Annotated in this window: 17 protein-coding genes; 3 read left to right on the top strand and 14 right to left on the bottom strand. The window is 25.4% G+C overall.

The genetic code is table 11. The features are described from left to right. Positions 1-251: 251 nt before the first annotated feature. Positions 252-1,694: a HAMP domain-containing sensor histidine kinase gene (locus AZI32_RS02720; RefSeq protein WP_061994370.1), complete on the bottom strand. Its 1,443-nt coding sequence runs from the start codon at positions 1,692-1,694 to the stop codon at positions 252-254. Then, on the bottom strand, positions 1,673-2,365 hold the full coding sequence (locus AZI32_RS02715; protein ID WP_010299356.1) for a response regulator transcription factor: 693 nt from the start codon (positions 2,363-2,365) through the stop codon (positions 1,673-1,675). The genes AZI32_RS02720 and AZI32_RS02715 overlap by 22 nt, the downstream gene beginning before the upstream one ends. A 357-nt stretch (positions 2,366-2,722) precedes the next feature. Here AZI32_RS02715 and AZI32_RS02710 point away from each other — a divergent pair, with 357 nt between their 5' ends. Genes AZI32_RS02710 through AZI32_RS02700 form a run of 3 tightly spaced genes read left to right on the top strand, consistent with a single transcriptional unit; the run spans position 2,723 to position 5,114 of the window. Further along, complete coding sequence (locus tag AZI32_RS02710) at positions 2,723-3,469, top strand: ATP-binding cassette domain-containing protein (protein WP_061994369.1); 747 nt, start codon at positions 2,723-2,725, stop codon at positions 3,467-3,469. A gap of 29 nt (positions 3,470-3,498) precedes the next feature. After that, positions 3,499-4,311 carry an ABC transporter permease gene (locus AZI32_RS02705; protein ID WP_061994368.1) on the top strand — a complete coding sequence of 271 codons (813 nt, stop codon included), beginning with the start codon at positions 3,499-3,501 and terminating at the stop codon, positions 4,309-4,311. Between the two features lie 17 nt (positions 4,312-4,328). Then, positions 4,329-5,114, top strand: coding sequence for an ABC transporter permease (locus AZI32_RS02700; RefSeq protein WP_061994367.1), 786 nt, complete (start codon positions 4,329-4,331; stop codon positions 5,112-5,114). A gap of 159 nt (positions 5,115-5,273) precedes the next feature. Here the strand turns inward: AZI32_RS02700 and AZI32_RS02695 are convergent, their stop codons facing one another. The 12 genes from AZI32_RS02695 to AZI32_RS02645 form a co-directional block, all read right to left on the bottom strand. Next, the gene (locus tag AZI32_RS02695) at positions 5,274-6,170 is read right to left on the bottom strand and encodes a GNAT family N-acetyltransferase (RefSeq protein ID WP_061994366.1); all 897 of its coding nucleotides are present in this window, start codon (positions 6,168-6,170) and stop codon (positions 5,274-5,276) included. Positions 6,171-6,191: 21 nt separating this feature from the next. Further along, the gene (locus tag AZI32_RS02690; protein ID WP_061994365.1) at positions 6,192-7,892 is read right to left on the bottom strand and encodes a M3 family oligoendopeptidase; all 1,701 of its coding nucleotides are present in this window, start codon (positions 7,890-7,892) and stop codon (positions 6,192-6,194) included. Positions 7,893-8,172: 280 nt separating this feature from the next. Then, positions 8,173-8,715, bottom strand: a complete 543-nt coding sequence (locus AZI32_RS02685) for a GNAT family N-acetyltransferase (RefSeq protein ID WP_061994364.1) — start codon at positions 8,713-8,715, stop codon at positions 8,173-8,175. A 4-nt stretch (positions 8,716-8,719) separates the two neighbouring features. Next, on the bottom strand, positions 8,720-8,926 hold the full coding sequence (locus AZI32_RS17845) for a GNAT family N-acetyltransferase (RefSeq protein WP_268869880.1): 207 nt from the start codon (positions 8,924-8,926) through the stop codon (positions 8,720-8,722). Between the two features lie 252 nt (positions 8,927-9,178). Further along, positions 9,179-9,400, bottom strand: coding sequence for a hypothetical protein (locus AZI32_RS02680; RefSeq protein WP_061994363.1), 222 nt, complete (start codon positions 9,398-9,400; stop codon positions 9,179-9,181). Between the two features lie 68 nt (positions 9,401-9,468). Continuing rightward, positions 9,469-10,872, bottom strand: coding sequence for a M3 family oligoendopeptidase (locus tag AZI32_RS02675; RefSeq protein ID WP_061994362.1), 1,404 nt, complete (start codon positions 10,870-10,872; stop codon positions 9,469-9,471). Positions 10,873-11,059: 187 nt separating this feature from the next. Further along, a complete protein-coding gene (locus AZI32_RS02670; protein WP_061994361.1) occupies positions 11,060-11,308 on the bottom strand; it encodes a hypothetical protein in 249 nt (82 codons plus the stop codon). Positions 11,309-11,472: 164 nt separating this feature from the next. Beyond that, positions 11,473-12,651, bottom strand: coding sequence for a hypothetical protein (locus tag AZI32_RS02665; protein ID WP_061994360.1), 1,179 nt, complete (start codon positions 12,649-12,651; stop codon positions 11,473-11,475). Between the two features lie 161 nt (positions 12,652-12,812). After that, on the bottom strand, positions 12,813-13,103 hold the full coding sequence (locus tag AZI32_RS02660; protein WP_061994359.1) for a CD3324 family protein: 291 nt from the start codon (positions 13,101-13,103) through the stop codon (positions 12,813-12,815). 907 nt (positions 13,104-14,010) lie between these two features. Beyond that, entirely contained in the window at positions 14,011-15,963 is a 1,953-nt protein-coding gene (locus AZI32_RS02655; protein WP_061994358.1) for an ABC transporter permease, read from the bottom strand. Continuing rightward, entirely contained in the window at positions 15,956-16,723 is a 768-nt protein-coding gene (locus AZI32_RS02650) for an ABC transporter ATP-binding protein (RefSeq protein WP_061994357.1), read from the bottom strand. The genes AZI32_RS02655 and AZI32_RS02650 overlap by 8 nt, the downstream gene beginning before the upstream one ends. A gap of 226 nt (positions 16,724-16,949) precedes the next feature. Further along, positions 16,950-17,963 carry a sensor histidine kinase gene (locus tag AZI32_RS02645; RefSeq protein ID WP_061994356.1) on the bottom strand — a complete coding sequence of 338 codons (1,014 nt, stop codon included), beginning with the start codon at positions 17,961-17,963 and terminating at the stop codon, positions 16,950-16,952.

Here is a 17,963-nt window from a genome sequence, read left to right as displayed (position 1 = left end):
GTATTATTTTAAATATTCTTCAATATCACAACATTCTTTAATATTACAATATTCTTTAATGAAATATCTTTGATTGTATATTCTTATTGCACTATAATTATTAATAAACTGTTAAACATCCTTATTATTTTGCTAAGTTTAAAATAATTATATTTATATTTTAAATTCTTATTTTATTTGACATTTTAATTTATAATTTATTACTACATTAGAAAATATACATATCATGTTTTCTTATATAGTGATTTCACCTAATTTTTTAATGGTAGTAAAAATTCTACAGTTGCACCACCATTAGCGTTGTTATATGCATGAATTTTACCGTTGTGTTTTTCAACAATAAGTTTGCATATATAAAGTCCTAATCCAGAACTACTTTTATAGGCTATATCTTCATTGCCTTTATAAAATTTATTAAAAATAATATCTGTTTCATTCGTAAAACCTTTACCAGTATCTGAAACTCTAAATAAGAGTGAATTATCTTTTAAAAAACTTTCAAGCAATATTTCATCATTTTCTTCTGTATGTTTTAGCGCATTTGATATAATATTTGAAAGAGTTTCTTCTATTCTAAATGCATCAAAAAAGCAACTGTCTGTACCTTTGAATGAATGGGAAATTACAAAATTTACTTTTTTTTCATCACAAAGATAAGAAATGTTTTCTTTAATACATGAAATAAACTCTTCTACATTCACATTTTGCATATTCAAAGATAAGTTTGGTCTTTCTAAATCCCATACTTCATTTAACTGATTTATTAGTACTCTTACTATATCAGCATTGTTTAGTAAAATTTTAATATATGACTCTTTTTCTTTTTCTGATATATTAGTATAGTTACCTGAAAGTAATTCCAAATGCCCATGTATAATAGTTATTGGAGTTTTTATATCGTGAGTAAGAGCTAAAATCATATCTTTTCTTTGTTGTGTCATTAACCATTGTGTTTTTAGCGAATCCTCTAAAGCCAATCTCATTTCCTCAAAAGCTAATAAAACATCACCTATTTCATTTTCATAAGACAAGTCTGTTGTAAAATCTAGGCGTCCATTTTTAATTTCATCACTCATTATAATTAATTTTCTAAAGCTCTTCTCAAAACCAGATGAAAACAATAATGAGAAACTAACTGTGACTATAATATTAATTAAAAATATTGCAATAATAGAAAATAAACTAAAAAAAAGTTCACAACCTATTTTTTGAATAAAGTTGTCAATAACAGTAGTTTCTATAATAGGATTACTTATATATTTTTGGACAAAACCACCTTTTAATTCGTTATTAAAAATTAATGGAGTAAAAACAATCATATAAGTTTTTTTATCAATCTTATTATACTTTTTTACAGAATATCTGTTAGATTTAATAGAAATTTCTTCAGTCAGCTCACTAGAATTTGAAGAATATAAAACATCCTTATTTTTTAACAGTACCCAATAATTAAAATTTTTTTCCTTTGTCTGTTTATCTATTTCCATTTTAAAATTCTCATCAAAAATCTTATCTATATTTCTTGTTGCATACATTTCATTTGAACATGACAATTTTTTATTATAACTTATAAATAACACTGAACAAATGACAATACTAGAAATAATAATTGATACTATAGTAGTAAAAATAAAGAACAATATAAATTGGGTTTTTATCTTTAGCTTTTTATTTATGTATTTGAAGACTCCCATTTGTATCCTATCCCCCATACAGTCTTTATATAATTTTTAGATATATTATTTAATTTAAATTTACCTCTTATTCTTTTTATATGTTCAGTTACAGTGTTAAGATCACTTTCACTGTCATACCCCCATATAATTTCAAATATTTGTTCTTTAGAAAATACTTGTCCCGGATGAGTGCATAAAAGTTCAATAATTTCATATTCTTTTTTAGCAAAATCTATTATATTTTCATTTTGTTTAATAGATTTTGATATTAAGTTAACTGATATATTATCAAAATCTAATTTAGTTCTTTCTTTTTTTATTAAATTTTTGCAGGTTCTTTTAAAATGAACATTTATTCTTAAAATAAGTTCTTTTAAAGAAAAAGGTTTTACTATATAATCATCACCACCAACTAAAAAACCTTTAACTCGTTCTTCTTCAAGTCCTCTAGCAGTTAAAAAAATAATGGGACAATTAACATTTTTTCTAATTTGTTTGCAAATATCAAACCCATTTAAATCTGGAAGCATTACATCAAGTAAAATTATATCTAAATCTTCCCTTATTTTTTCTAAAGCTTCATATCCTCTTATAGCAAAATCAACTTCAAAACCTTCAAATTCTAACGCAGGTTTTATAAAAGAAATAATTTCTTCGTTATCATCTATAATGAGTATCTTTTTATTCATTAACAATAATCACCTCTTATTCTATACCTTTTAACATTAAACATAAAAAACTTTAATATATAAAATTTCTAAGTGTAACTTATCTAAATTAGTCTACTTTTATTCCAAATATATACATAATGGTATATCTTTACTATATTTATTGCAAGTATAAACTCTTAACTTATTTAGTTGTATTTAATTAAATGATAGATTTGAAATATATTTTACAAATTTGATTTATTATTTTATTTCACATGTCAAAGTTTATAAAAAGTTTATTTTCATCTGTTTATATAATAATAGATTCTTCCTATATTTAGTTAAAACAAACTAAATATAGGCGTGAAAATATATTAACATAGGGAGTTGAAATAAATGGATAATAAAAAAATTGAAATTAAAAATGTAAGTAAAACTTTTAGAAAAAGAAGAGTAATTAATAATGCTTCATTTAAAATTTTAAGTTCAGATATTTGTGGCTTTATAGGGCCTAATGGTGCTGGTAAAACCACAATAATGAAAATGATAACAGGATTAATTAGTCCCGATAAAGGAAAAATATTTGTAAATGGTGTGGATGTAAATAAGGATAGAGAAAAAGCTTTATTTGGAATAGGTGCTGTTTTAGAAATTCCAGTATTTTTTGATTATATGTCAGGACGAAAAAACCTTCAAAATTTAGCTAGACTTAATTATGGTATGACTAGAAAAGAACAGCTTGAAAAAGTAGAAGAGGTATTAGAAATTGTAGGGCTTAAAACTAAAGATGTTGATAGAGGAGATGATAAAGTAAAAACGTACTCTTTGGGAATGAAGCAAAGACTAGGACTTGCTCAAACATTACTTAATAATCCATCAATAGTAATACTAGATGAGCCAACTAATGGACTTGATCCTTTAGGTATGAAAGAACTAAGAAATTTAATATTAAAACTTAGGAATGAAAAAGGAATTACTTTTTTAATATCAAGTCACCATTTAGATGAGCTTCAAAAAATATGTAATAAATATGTGCTTATAAAAGATGGATATATAAAGTGGAGTGGCAAATCAAATGCACTATTAGATTCTATAGGTAATACTAGAACATTAGAAGATATTTTTATGGAATCCATGGGCTAAATCTGTTAAAAAACTATGAGGTGAATTTAATGTTTAAGAATATTTTTATTTATGAATTCGAAAAATTTTGGTTGAAAAGGATTAATATACTCTGCTTTATTAGTATACCAATAGTTGTATTGATATCATTAAAATTTGCATTAGAAACTAATATTAATGCAAATTTTACAGAAGTAATATTTAGTTCTAATATGAATTTTCATATATCAAGTCTTCAGGAAATGTTATTAACTGCTTTTAATCTAATTATAATAATTTTTTTCATTTTGAGTTTTAATGAAGAATATAGAAAAGGAAATTTAAGGTTAGCTTTTTCAAGAGCAATTTCTATAAAAAAGCTGTATATAGCTAAAGTTTTAGTATTAGCTTTAAATATATTTTTAATGCTTATAGTTCACTTTTTTATCGCTATTATTATAGCTAATATTTTTTTGCCTAAAGTTAGTGAGACGGCATTATTCTTAAAAGAAGGATTATATAGTTTTAGTAGTGTAGCTTTATATACTATTAAATATTATTTTTTAGCATATTTAACATTGATAGCATTTGGAAGTATTGTTCAATTTTTTTCTATAAAGTGCAAAACAATAACAACTGCATTAGGAGCCAGTATAGGTGTATTATTTATAAATATTATTTATATGGCAGTTATAATTAGTTTTTGCAATGAGACAAATATAGATAGCTATATGTCTATATCAACAATTTATACTCAATTTAATGGGGCTGCAAGTTTTGCTGCTGGAATTACAAATATTTTTCTAATTAGTATGATAATAATTATTTTATTTTTTCAAATTTTATCGTATTTAACATTCATAAGCGAAGATTATTTAGAATAGAAAGGATGAAAAGTTATATGAGAGGATTAATTTTAGCTGAGTATGAAAGAATTTTTCAAAGAAAAAGTACTAAAATATTGTTTGGGATTTCAATCCTATTTCAAATTTTTAATTTTATGTTACTTCAAGTTCATTGGAAAAACAGTACAGTAATTTTAAAAAGAGGCGTAGAACTTCCCCTTGATAATCTTAATTATGCAGTTATGCAATTACTAGATTTTAATGTTGTTCTAATATTCATTATATTGCCATTATATTTTTCAGAATGTTTAAGTTTAGAACTTGATACAGGAGCTTATAAAATGATATTATTGAGGCCAATAAAAAAGTGGAAACTGTTAGTATCTAAGTGGATAGCTATAGCAAGTACTTATGCATTAACTTTATTATGTGTTTATTTAACAAAAACTTTAATTGGATATATGTTTATGCCAAAGGTTAAATCCACAAAATATTTTATTTTAACCTCCTCTGTAGGAATAGGAGGTTCTATAATATACAACTTAAAATATTATTTAATAATATTTTTAATACATTTATCATTGCTTGGTATAACTTCATTAATAAGTACTGTAGTAAAAAAGCCTATTTTAACATTTTTAGGAAGTATCACTTTTATACTTACCTCAATATATTTATTTAAGCCAATGTTTGATATATTTTTTAAAACAACTGAAATTGGATACTATATTTTGGCAGGCTCATATAATTTTAATAATATATATATTGTTTTAATCATTACTTTGTGTTGTTTAGGAACGTCTCTCTTTATTTGGAATAAAAGAATAGGTAAAATGGTATAATTCACAATTAAATTTAAAACACCAAGTAATAATGTAAAAAATAACGTTTTATCATTATTTACTCGGTGTTTACATCGTTTTTTTGTTTTTAATAATCTTCAATATAATATTATAAATAAACAGTATTTCAAACTTAATACTCCAACTTCTTTTTATCACTTATATAAGCTGCATATTAATTAATTCGCTTCCCTTTAAAAAGCCTAGCTTATAGTATAAATCTTCTGCCTTATTCCCTATATCTACATACAATCTAATAGCTGAATATTCTTCATTTAACACAGTAAGTGCTTTCTTTATCATATTGGTACCAATTTCTCTACCTGAGTAGCCTGGTTTTACAGCAATTTGAGAAATTAATGGCCACTCTTTCCAAATAGATATATAACAAAGCCCTACTAAATCTTTAGTATGTTTATCATATACAAGTGTTGATGCTTTATTTAAAATACCTTTTCCTAAATTATCATCAAAATACTCTTTAACCCATGAAGTATACTCCTCTAAACTATAATTAAAATTTAATCCTTCATTATTTTCAAATGCTTCATATAAAACTTTTCCCATTTCCAATTCATTTTCTTTATTAGGTGAACAAACATAAAAATCATTTTCCCAAGTAATATCAAAGAGTTCCGTTGGTCGTATCATCCAACGTCCACTCTCTACTCTTACAAATCCTATATTTTTATAAAATTCAATTTGATGTAGATTAACTACAGAAGCTTCAATAGGTTTAGATATATCTGACCACTCAACTAAAACTTCTTTAAGCTTCTTTAGTATGATACCTTCATCTAAACAGGGCGGAATTAAAAATAACCCTTCTATTGAATTAGGTTCAATAATAACCCCTCCAACTTTTTTACCATCCTTTATTATCCAAAAACAATTATCATCCTTATCAATAATTGAACAAACCTCATCATAACCTTTTTCGAATGAATTATTTATATAATAAATTCCATAATATTTAGAAAATACTTGATTTTCTGCTTTTACAAGAGTATATCCTTCTTCTAAATCATATTTAAATATTTCTTTTGAATATGTCATGTACACTCACCGCCTTATATATCATATTAACTTTTCTTCTATATCAAGTATCCATTCTCTTATACACTTTATAATATATTTTATACTTTCCTCTTCAAATGGATTTTTTAGATTCCCTAATTTAATAATTTCTAAAAATGATTTACTTCCCCCAGCTTCACATACTTTCATGTAGTCACTCCAAGCTTCTTTACTATTTAATTTAGATTTGTACCAAAAATTAAATGCAACTATTTGTGCCAATCCATAATCAATATAATAAAATGGATCTACAAAAATATGAGCTTGTCTTAGCCAGTATCCACCTTTATTTAAAAAATCATTTTCCCCATAATCTCTATATGGGATATACTTCATCTCAAGCTTTCTCCAAATTTTATTACGTTCTTCATATGTAGCCTCTGGTTTTTCATATACAAAATGTTGAAATTCATCTACTATAACAATATAAGTTAATAAATATAATTGATTAACCATATGATAAAACTTATATTTTTCTATATCTTTATCAAAAAATTCTTCTATCCATGGTTCTATTAAAAATTCCATGCTCATAGAACATATTTCTGCAACATCTTCAGATGGAATTATATATTCTGGTATATCATAATCTTTACATAAATATAATTGAAATGCATGTCCCAATTCATGAATAATTGAATTTAAATCCTCTGTAACTCCGTTATACACTAAGAATACGAATGGAGCTTTATATCTAAAAATATACTCACAAAATGCAAAAGATTCCTTATTTTCTCGTCTTTCAATGTCAATAAGATTATTTTCAAGTATATATTTAAAAAACTTTCTCGTTTCATCTGATATTTCTTCATACACCTTTTGTAATTTTTTTATAATATCTTTTTCTTTTATATTTAATTGAGAATTTCCATTTTTAAATTGTATAATCTCATCATAATATTTTAATTTATCTACACCAATTCTTTTTCCCTGACGCTTTGCAAGTTCCTTATTTAATGGAACAACATACTCTAGTATTTGTTTTCTAAAGTTAGATACCATATTTTTATCATAACCCACTCTTTTCATACGTGCATATCCCATATCAATAAAATTTTCATATCCCATTTTTAAAGCCATTTTATTTCTTACTTTTACAAGTTTATCAAACAGATTTTGTATCTCATTTTCATTTTCTATATATATTTCTGTTTGAGCTTCATATCCACTTTTTCTTATTTCTCTTAAATCAGAGTTTATATATTCATTGAACTCATATATTCCAATAAATTTTCTATCAAATTTTTTTCTACTTTTTAATTTGTTAAATAGCTCAAAATAATCAACCATAATCTTATTTTCTTCTTGTAACTCTTCTATTATTTCATCACAAACACATTTCATCTTCATTTTTGCCAAATCAAAAAGTTGATTCCCATATCTACACTTAATCATTTTTTTAAATTTCGAACTATCTAAAGCCTTATAATATTCGCAAATTAATCCATCCATAATAGGTTCAGCATCTGCATAATACTCCATTTCTTTACTATAAAACTCATTATCTACGCCTAAACATTTTCTTAATTCACAAATAACTTTCATAGATATAAATTCATTTCTAATTTCATTAATTTCATTTATTACAAAACATTGATTTTCATAACAATCACTATTTCTAAAATCCTCTATTAACTTAAGAACTTTTCTTTTAGCTTCTTCTATATCCACCCTTTTATATTTAAAATCTTCAAATCTCATAACATTCTCCTAAATTTAATTCTTTTATAATTTATAAAAATCATATTATCCATGATTTAATATTTGCATATATAGGGTTTCAAATATGATTTTTAGTTGTAACTTAGAAATTCTTATGAGGTTTTTTAACATTTTTAGGATTGAAACCCAAGGACGGGTTTCGCGACTGCCTATACAGGACGTCACTGAAATATGTTTAGAAGTATCTAATTTTAAATATCAAATTTAAACCCTATAAGACACTTTTATATTAAAACAAAAAATAATAGTGTTTCCTTTCTTATTCCATATTAATCTTTTTTCTCATACTTAAAATCCTATATTCATTTTTCTCTATTTCTCCTACTGATGTATTAAAGACTTTAAACCCTGATCTTTCGTAAACCTTTATTGCTCTTTTATTAAATTCAGCAACGCCACATCTAACGTATTCCCCATTGTAATCATATTCTTTTAATGCAAACTTTACACATGCATCAACAAACTTTTTTCCTAATCCTATTCCACAAAGTTCTGGTTTTAATCCCCAACCAACCCACATTTCATATTTTTCTTCAGGAGTGTTTTTTACAATTTCATGTTTAACATACCCCTCATCTTCTTCATCTTCACTATTTTCTCTAAAAAATTCTATTGTTAACTCACCTATAATATCATTTTTTTCATTTAAAACTGCAAACCTTCCTAATCCCCACGTTTCTTTATCTAATAAAAATTCTTTTTCGTTAACATAACTATATATATTATATTTACCTTCATAATTCCAATTATTAATTATTTCCTTTGCATACTCTAAGTTCATTGGAACAAATTCAAAATTCATATCATTATTCTCCAATCAAATTTTCTACTAGCTTCATATTAATCAATTCGCTTCCCTTTAAAAAGCCTAGTTTATAGTATAAATCTTCTGCCTTATTCCCTATATCTACATACAATCTAATAGCTAAATATTCTTCATTTAACATAGTAAGTGCTTTCTTTATCATATTGGTACCAATTCCTCTGCCTGAGTAACCTGGTTTCACAGCAATTTGATAAATTAATGGCCACTCTTTCTAAATAAATATATAACAAATCCCTACTAAATTTTTAGTATGTTTATCATATACAAGTTTTATTGAACAAACATTATCATAACTTTTTTCAAATGAATTATTTATTTAATAAATTTTATAATATTTAGAAAACACTTGATTTTCTACTCTTTCAATGGTATATCATTCTTCTAAATCATATTAAAATATTTCTTTTGAATATGTCATGTACACTCACCGCCTTATATATCATATTAACTTTTCTTCTATATCAAGTATCCATTCCCTTATACATTTTATAACATATTTTATACTTTCCTCTTCAAAGGGATTTTTTAGATTTCCTAATTTAATAATTTCTAAAAATGATTTACTTCCACCAGCTTCACATACTTTCATGTAGTCATTCCAAGCTTCTTTACTATTTAATTTAGATTTGCACCAAAAATTAAATGCTACTATTTGTGCCAATCCATAATCAATATAATAAAAGGGTCCCCAGAAAATATGTGATTGTCGTAGCCAATATCCACCCTTATCTAAAAGCTATTTTCTTCATAGTCTCTATAAGGCATGTACTTCTTTTCAAGTTCTCTCCAGAAACTATTTCGCTCTTCATATGTTGCTTCAGGTTTTTCATAAACAAAGTGCTGAAATTCATCAACGGCTGCAATATATGCTACCAAAAATAATGCATTGCACATATGTTCAAATTTATATTTTTCTGCATCTTCTTCAAAAAAGTCCTTTACCCATGGCTCAGCCAAAAATTCCATGCTCATGGAATGAATTTCTGCTACATCTTCAGGTGCACCATAATACTCTGGCATTTTCTCATTTCTACATAAATATTTTTGGAATCCATGTCCAACTTCATGGATAAATGTATTAAAATCTTCTATAGTTCCTTGGCATACAGAAAATATAAAAGGTGCCTTATATTTAGGTATATACTCACAAAAACCACCTGACTCTTTTCCTTCTCTTTTTTCAATATCCCAAAGGTTTCTTTCCACCAAATATTTAAAAAACTCACTTGTTTCTAGCGATAATTCCTCATACATTTTTGATGTCTTCTTTATAATTGAATTAATATCACCTATAAGCTTTGCATTACCACTTAAGAAATGTACTGGTTCATCATAATATTTTATTTTTTCTATTCCAAGCCTTTTAGCCTGTTTTTCTATAAGTTCTTTATTTAATGGTACAATATACTCTAATATCTGCTTTCTGAACTTAGCTACCATTTCCTTATCATAACCAATTCTATTCATACGAGCATATCCCATATCAACAAAATTTTCATATCCCATCTTTAAAGCCATTTTATGTCTTACTTTTACGAACCTATCAAATAATTCTTGCATTTCTTTTTCATGCTCTATATATATTTCTGTTTGTGCTTCATAAGCTCTCTTTCGCATACTTCTATCCTGAGAATTTATATAGGAATCAAAATCCCATCTTCCAAGAATTTTTCCTTGAAATTTTTTATTAAAAGACTGCCCCATTTCAACATATTCTAGTATTAATTTTTTCTCCTGTTGTAATTCTTCTATTATTTCATCAGAAACACATCTCATTTTCATTTTTGCCAAATCAAAAAGTTGATTCCCATATCTACCCTTAAGCATTTTTTTAAATTTTGAACTATTTAAAACCTTATAATATTCACAAATTAATCCATCTAAAATAGGTTCAGCATCTGCATAATACTCCATTTCTTTACTATAAAACTCTTTATCTACACCTAAACATTTTCTTAATTCACAAATTGCTCTCATAGATATAAATTCATTTCTAATTTCATTAATTTCATCTATTACAAAACATTGATTTTCATAAGAATCACTATTGCTAAAATCCTCTATTAACTTAAAAACTTTTCTTTTAGCTTCTTCTATATCCACCCTTTTATATTCAAAATCTTCAAATCTCATAACATCCTCCTAAATTTAATTCTTTTATAATTTATAAATTCTACTATTTACAATTAAATATATATAACATTCCTATATTACAATTAAATATATATAACATTCCTATATTACAATTAAATATATATAACATTCCTATATTACAATTAAGAAAAACACAGCTATAAAATTTTAATAGCTGTATTTTTCTTTATACACTCTCCTTGCCTATAAGTGCTATGAGACCATTTGCCAATGTTTCACCCCAACTTAAATAATCATGACCTGAATAAAAATTTTCATATTTCACATCATAACCTTTTTCTACTAATACATCTTTTATATTATTTATAACTTCCATCATTATGGGCTCAGTGTCATAATGTCTATCTTCTAATACTCCAGCATTTAGATAAAACTTTAATGGTAACTTATCTATCAGCTTATACTCTTTAGTCAAATACTCTTCTTTATACCAATAAGAGCCTGACTGTGAAAGAACTTTTCTAAAAATATTAAAATTATTTTACTTTTTCTTCTAACTCACTTATTTTATAACTACTAAATTCTTTATCGCTCATAACTTTTCACCTTTTTAATAATTATATTTTTTAAGTCAATATATTATTTAATAATTCTTTCACTTGGAAGCCCTTCAACTATATCTGAAAAATGCATGTGATTAAATTTCCATTTACCTTTCTTTTTTACTAATACACCGAAAAATCTCATAGGACAAATTGAGTTTTCATTATAAGATTCTAGACAGTTTAATGACATATTTATTGAAAATAACATATTTTGTAATAACTCTTTTTGCTTTTTATTCTCTCGTATAAAATATTCAAAGTTAGATTTTGGCCAAGTACAAACGGTTTTTTCTAAAAACTTAAATTTTATAAATGCCTTTGAAATAACAACAGCCATATCCCCTAAAACTGAAATATATGCATTTTCTTTGTTTACATTAAAATCCCCCCAATATTTCCAGTCACATTCTAATAATTCCTTACTTTCTTCAAACCCATGAAAATTTTCTCCATTATCGGTTCCAAATATATACACATTCTCATCATGATGAAATAATTTTTCACCATAATAGTCAACAAGTGATGCATCCCTTTTGTCATAACTTTCTTGTAAAATTTCTAATACTTTCTCAATTTCATTTACTTCTTTATCTTCTTTATTTTTTATTGGAAGTATTTTAAACTCATCCTCAATGCTTGCATCATCAATTATTAAATCTTCTCTTGCTCCTCCAAATGAAATTTTCATGTGTTTTATCTTCCATTTAGAATTATCTTTAACTGTAATAAATGTTGTTCTAAAAGGAAATACATATTCTTCACCTAAACTTATATCATATAAACTTCTTGATATTTGATCTGAAAATTGAACTAAATCAGCTTTTGATATTTCTCTTGCATTTAATATATTTGATAACCTATCAATCATAATATTTGAAGCTTTTTCTTCACTGATGTTATTTAAACTTTTTCCACTAATTGCTATGCAAGCTACATTTTCTTCTGCATTTATCACAGAGTTTTCTATATCTAAATCAATATTCTTTAAATAACTATTTTTATCACTCCAATAAATTCTAATTGCACTTTCTATCTGAGATAATCCAAAATACCAACTTTTTTCTCCTACTCCTAAAAGACTTGTATTATCGTCATCAATAAAAAATTCTTTAATGAACTCTTCAATATTATTCAAATCATTTTTTATATATTTTTCTTGAAACACTTTTAAAAATTTTTTTATTTCATTTATTACTTTAACATTTTTAGTCATAATAATAGCCCCCATTTTTATTACTCTCTATATATTAATTTTATTAACTTTAACTGAAATTATATATATCCAAAACTATTCTGTATCAAATTTGATATAAAAAAAGCCCCATCATTAATACCTTTAATAGTTTTGATGATAGGACTTTTTTATATTTTAAATTAACCACTTTGTAGTAAATTTTCTCTTCTTTCTTTACTTATGATTCTTCGTATACTTTGTTCTGATAGAAAGTATTCCTTAGCTAACTGTGTAACCTTAATTCCCTTATTATATTTTCTTAAAATCTGAGAATTTCTTTCCTTTAGCATTTTTTTAGCTCCACTTTTTTCTCCCCAAGACTTTTCATTTTCAGTTTTTCTTGGTATATATAAATACTCTCCATCTATATAATTTTGAATTACTTCTATAATATCCTCTGGTAAAACCTCATACGCTTTAACATATTTCATACTCATTGCCCCCCTTAATACTATTAATTAAGGCAAAGACCTATGAAAAAGTAAGCTTACATATCTTATCGGAGCTTGTTTGTTACAGCTACTAACAATTATCTAGCTCCAAGCAAAGCATAGCTGACTTAGTCATTCTGGTCTTTGCTTGAAGCATTTTACTTACGGTATGATATTGCAATCTATAATCTCTCATTTTTACACCACCTTATACATTCATCTATAAAATTACAAGTCAATATTTTATTATATTCTTATAATGTTTTACATATAATTGATTCTTTAAATTCGCAATTCAATATGTCCATAAAAACCTCTTCAAATTCATTTTACCTACTAATTTCTTTTAAAAATCCATTTTTATTTTTCCTCTAATGCAAGCATATTTACTTCTTATATTTTAGATTTACACTTGCTTTTATAACCACATGCTTTATATAACTTTGTAAAAGCATTTAAAAATTGCACCCTAGTGGTATAAATATAATTATAATATAAAATAACATTATAGATATTAATGTTATTACTTTAGATTGTTAACAAATGGTAAATTACCACCAATTTTTAGCTATTTTTAATGCTACTTAAGAATATTATAATTATCTATAAAACACTACTGACATGTTATTCTTTAAATGGTCAATTTCTTTATTTCCTATTATATCTACATATATTCTAAGTGAGTTTTTTCATTCCAATTACTTCATAAATTGCACTATACTTAATTTGGGTATACAATAAAGGTTTAATTTTTTTACTTATAGCTATAAACTTTTTAAACCATACATATAACCTATTGAATTCAATATAGAAAAAGGCCCTTGAACTTCAAGGGCTTAAATATGATTATCATCTTATATTAGACATAACCATATAAATAATAAGACAGTATTCTCTTATTTCTTATTTATTCCTCAACAATTTTATAATAAGTCCTTGTTGTTAGAGCAAATATTATAAAATAAATAATTGTAAAAACTAAAATTGTTATTAACGTAGTTATTCTAAATAATGCTACATTTGTTAACATGAAAACTGCTAGCAACTTCGTGATTATAGGAAATGCAAAAACAATATGAATTACTGAAAAAGTAATTGGTATGAAAAATATCATTAAAACTTGGCTTCTTATAGTTCTTTTTATTTCAACCTTACTCATACCAACTTTTTGCATTATTTCAAAACGTTCTTTATCATCGTATCCTTCAGATATCTGTTTATAATAAATAATTAATACTGTTGCCATTAAAAATAATATGCCAAGAAAAATTCCTAAAAAGAACAATCCTCCATATAAAGATAAAAAATCTTTTTTATTACTTTCTATACTCTCGGCAGTAACAGCCATATTATTTTCATCAAATTTTTTATTTAATTTATTTGAAATTGTAATCATATCATTTGATTTTCCATTAACATCAAATCCAACTATGTATCCTTTACGCTTTTTATTAAGATCACAAATATTGTTGATATCTTTTGAAATCACTATATACGACTCTACTATATCCGTAAAACTTCCCGATATACTTTCTAATTTATCTATTTCTTCTTTTACTTTATAAGTTTTATCATTAATAGTAATACTATCTTTTCCATATTTCTTCTTTCCTTCTGAAAAAATAATAACTTCATCATCACCAAGATTTACATTTTTATTTTCTAATCTGTTGTAATCTGAAAGTGGAACAGCATTTATAAAACAAACATCTGAATCAAGTAAATCATCTTTTATGACTAAAAATTTGTCTTCTTCTTTTACACATGGAATAGTATATTCTAAATAATTCACCCTATTTTTTTCTACTATATTATTTTCTTTTATTTCACTATCTACAATTCTATCTATTTTTTCACGTTGGCTTTTTTCAACTTCTGATGTATTTATTAAAACTTCTCTTGGATATCTATTTCTTAAAACATCTTCCACTCCAACATATAAAGAAACCGTTGTTGAAAGCATAACAAGTACTGCTGTGCTTAAAATACAAATGTTAGCAAGACCTACTGCATTTTGCTTCATCCTATATATCATTCCAGAAACAGATACAAAATTGCTTGTTTTATAATAAAACTTTTTATTTCTTCTTAAAAGCTTTAATAAAGCAATACTTCCTGCTGTAAAAAGCGCATAGGTTCCTATAATAACTAAAATAACAGAAGTAAAAAACAATTGTAAAGCTGAGAGTGGTGATTTAACATATAAAGCTATTCCATATCCAGCCCCAAGTGCTACAACACCTATAATTGTCATAATCCATTTCGTTTTAGGTTCTTTTTCTCCATGCTGCCCACCTTTTAAAAGTTCAGTTGGATTAGATCTTTTAATTTCAAATAAATTTGCCATTAGTGTCATAAAAAAGATTCCTATAAAAAGAATTAATGTTCTTACTATAGATATTTTTGAAATATAAAATCCGAAAGCTACTGGGAAATTAAGCACCTTTAAAAATAACAAGAACATAAACTTATCAAGAATAATTCCGCTAGTTAGTCCAAATATGAAACTAATACTTGCAATAAAAATATTTTCTAAAAATAAAACCTTCGCAATGTGTTTCTTACTAAGCCCTAGCACATTGTATAACCCAATTTCCTTTTTCCTTCTCTTTATTAAAAAACTATTGGTATAAAAAAGAAATATAGTTGAAAAAATACCAATTACAACTGTTCCAAAAGAAAGCATACTTTTCAAGCTATCTGATCCTGGAACTTGGTCTAATCCCGGGTTCTTTGAAATAGAGCTCATAATATAAAACATCATAATACTACATATACACGTAATAATGTATGGGATATAAGTTTTGCTGTTTTTTCTAATATTACTTATTGCTAATTTAAGATAAAACATTCTACTCATTTACATCCCCTCCATTGGTAATTATTGTTAATGTATTGGAGATTTTTTCAAACATTTCCTCATTAGACATTATTCCTCTATATATCTGATGGAACACTTCTCCATCTTTAATAAATAATACTCTACTAGCATGACTTGCAGCTTTAATGCTATGAGTAACCATTAAAATTGTCTGACCTCCTTCATTTATTTCTGAAAACATTTTTAATAAATGATCTGTAGCCTTTGAATCAAGTGCACCTGTTGGCTCATCTGCTAAAATAAGTTGTGGGTTAGTAATAATAGCTCGTGCAACAGCTACCCTTTGCTTTTGTCCGCCAGAAACTTCATAAGGGTATTTCGATAATATTTCCTTGATACCTAACTTATTTGCAATACGCTCTAATCTACTTTCCATTTCATTGTATGATTTTCCTGATAAAACAAGTGGTAAAAATATATTGTCTTTTAAAGAAAATGTATCAAGTAAATTAAAATCTTGAAATACAAATCCTAAGTTATCTCTACGAAATGTAGCAACTTCACTTTCTTTTATAGCTACAATGTTTTTTCCATTTAATAAAACCTCACCACTAGTTGGTTTATCTAAAGATGCTAATATGTTAAGTAAAGTAGTTTTTCCTGAACCTGACTCACCCATAATAGCTACATATTCACCTTTTTCTACTGAGAATGTTACATTTTCCAATGCTTGTACTTTATTTCCACCAAATCTTGTCATATATATTTTTTTTAAATTGTTTGCTTCTAACAACTTCATAAAAAACTCCTCCTAAATCTCATTTAAACCTATTATTTTCAAACCTAAACTTAAGAACTTAAATTTAATTTTCTACTCTTTATAAAGCATAATCAAATATTTTTTAGAATTTAATCTACTTAAATTCAATATCTTCTATGTTTTTATTATAAAAAAAAAGAAAATGCAATGCCATAACTTAGCCTTGCATTTTCCTATCTAACCTTACACTTTTGTAAGCACCTCATTATTCAAACATAGTTTTAGCTGAAAAAAGATCAATTTTAACTGTTGTACCTCCCCCTATTTCAGAAGTAATTATTATTTTGTGTGATAACTTATTCAATATTTTTTTGCAAAGATATAATCCAATACCTGTCGCCTTTTTATCCATACGCCCATTATAACCAGTATAACCATTTTCAAATATTCGTGGTAAATCTTCTTTAGCAATTCCTATTCCTGTATCCTCAATAATCAAAATCTTTTCATTAGACTTATGCATATATATAGCTATTTTACCTTCATTTGTATATTTTAAAGCATTAGATAATATTTGTTCAATTACAAAGACTAACCACTTTTCATCAGTTAAAACAGTACAATTTATTTCATTAAATTCAAGAGATATATTCTTTCTGATAAATGTGTTAGCATGTTTTCTAACTGCTTGTTTTATAATTTTAGATAAATCACAATTTTTTAAAACTAAATCTGATGATGCATTTTCAATTTTCAAATAACCTAAAACCATTTCAACATATTGTTCAATTTTAAAAAGCTCTGCTAATAATTCTTTGTTTCCTTCACTTTTTTCCATCTGTAGCAATAATCTCATTGCAGAAATAGGTGTCTTAATTTGATGTGCCCAAAGATTATAATAATCCATCATTTCTGTACGCTTCATGTCTGCTTTTGAATTCATCTCTATCTTGTTATTATAAAGTTCTACTAAAATATTTTGATAATTCTTTTCAATTAAGTTTTTTGCTAAAGGCATTTTCTCTAAACTAATAGTAATTTGTTTTTTTAAAACATATAACTGGTTATGCTTCTTATAATACTTAATAAAATCATATACTATAAATATAATAGCAACAGCACATGATAATAAAAATGAATATACTATTGCTTCAAGTTCTAAAGAATACAAAGAAAATACTGCAATGAAAATCATAATAAAAATACTATATATAAATATGATTTTTATATGGTCTTTAATATACGAAATTAATATACATAAAAACGTTTTTTTTTCCAT

The organism is Clostridium sp. ATCC 25772, from assembly GCF_001573875.1.
In the GTDB taxonomy this organism is placed as follows: Bacteria; Bacillota; Clostridia; order Clostridiales; family Clostridiaceae; genus Clostridium_J; species Clostridium_J senegalense.
Note: the sequence above shows the minus strand (reverse complement) of the source record. Positions and strands in the feature narration are given on the sequence as shown.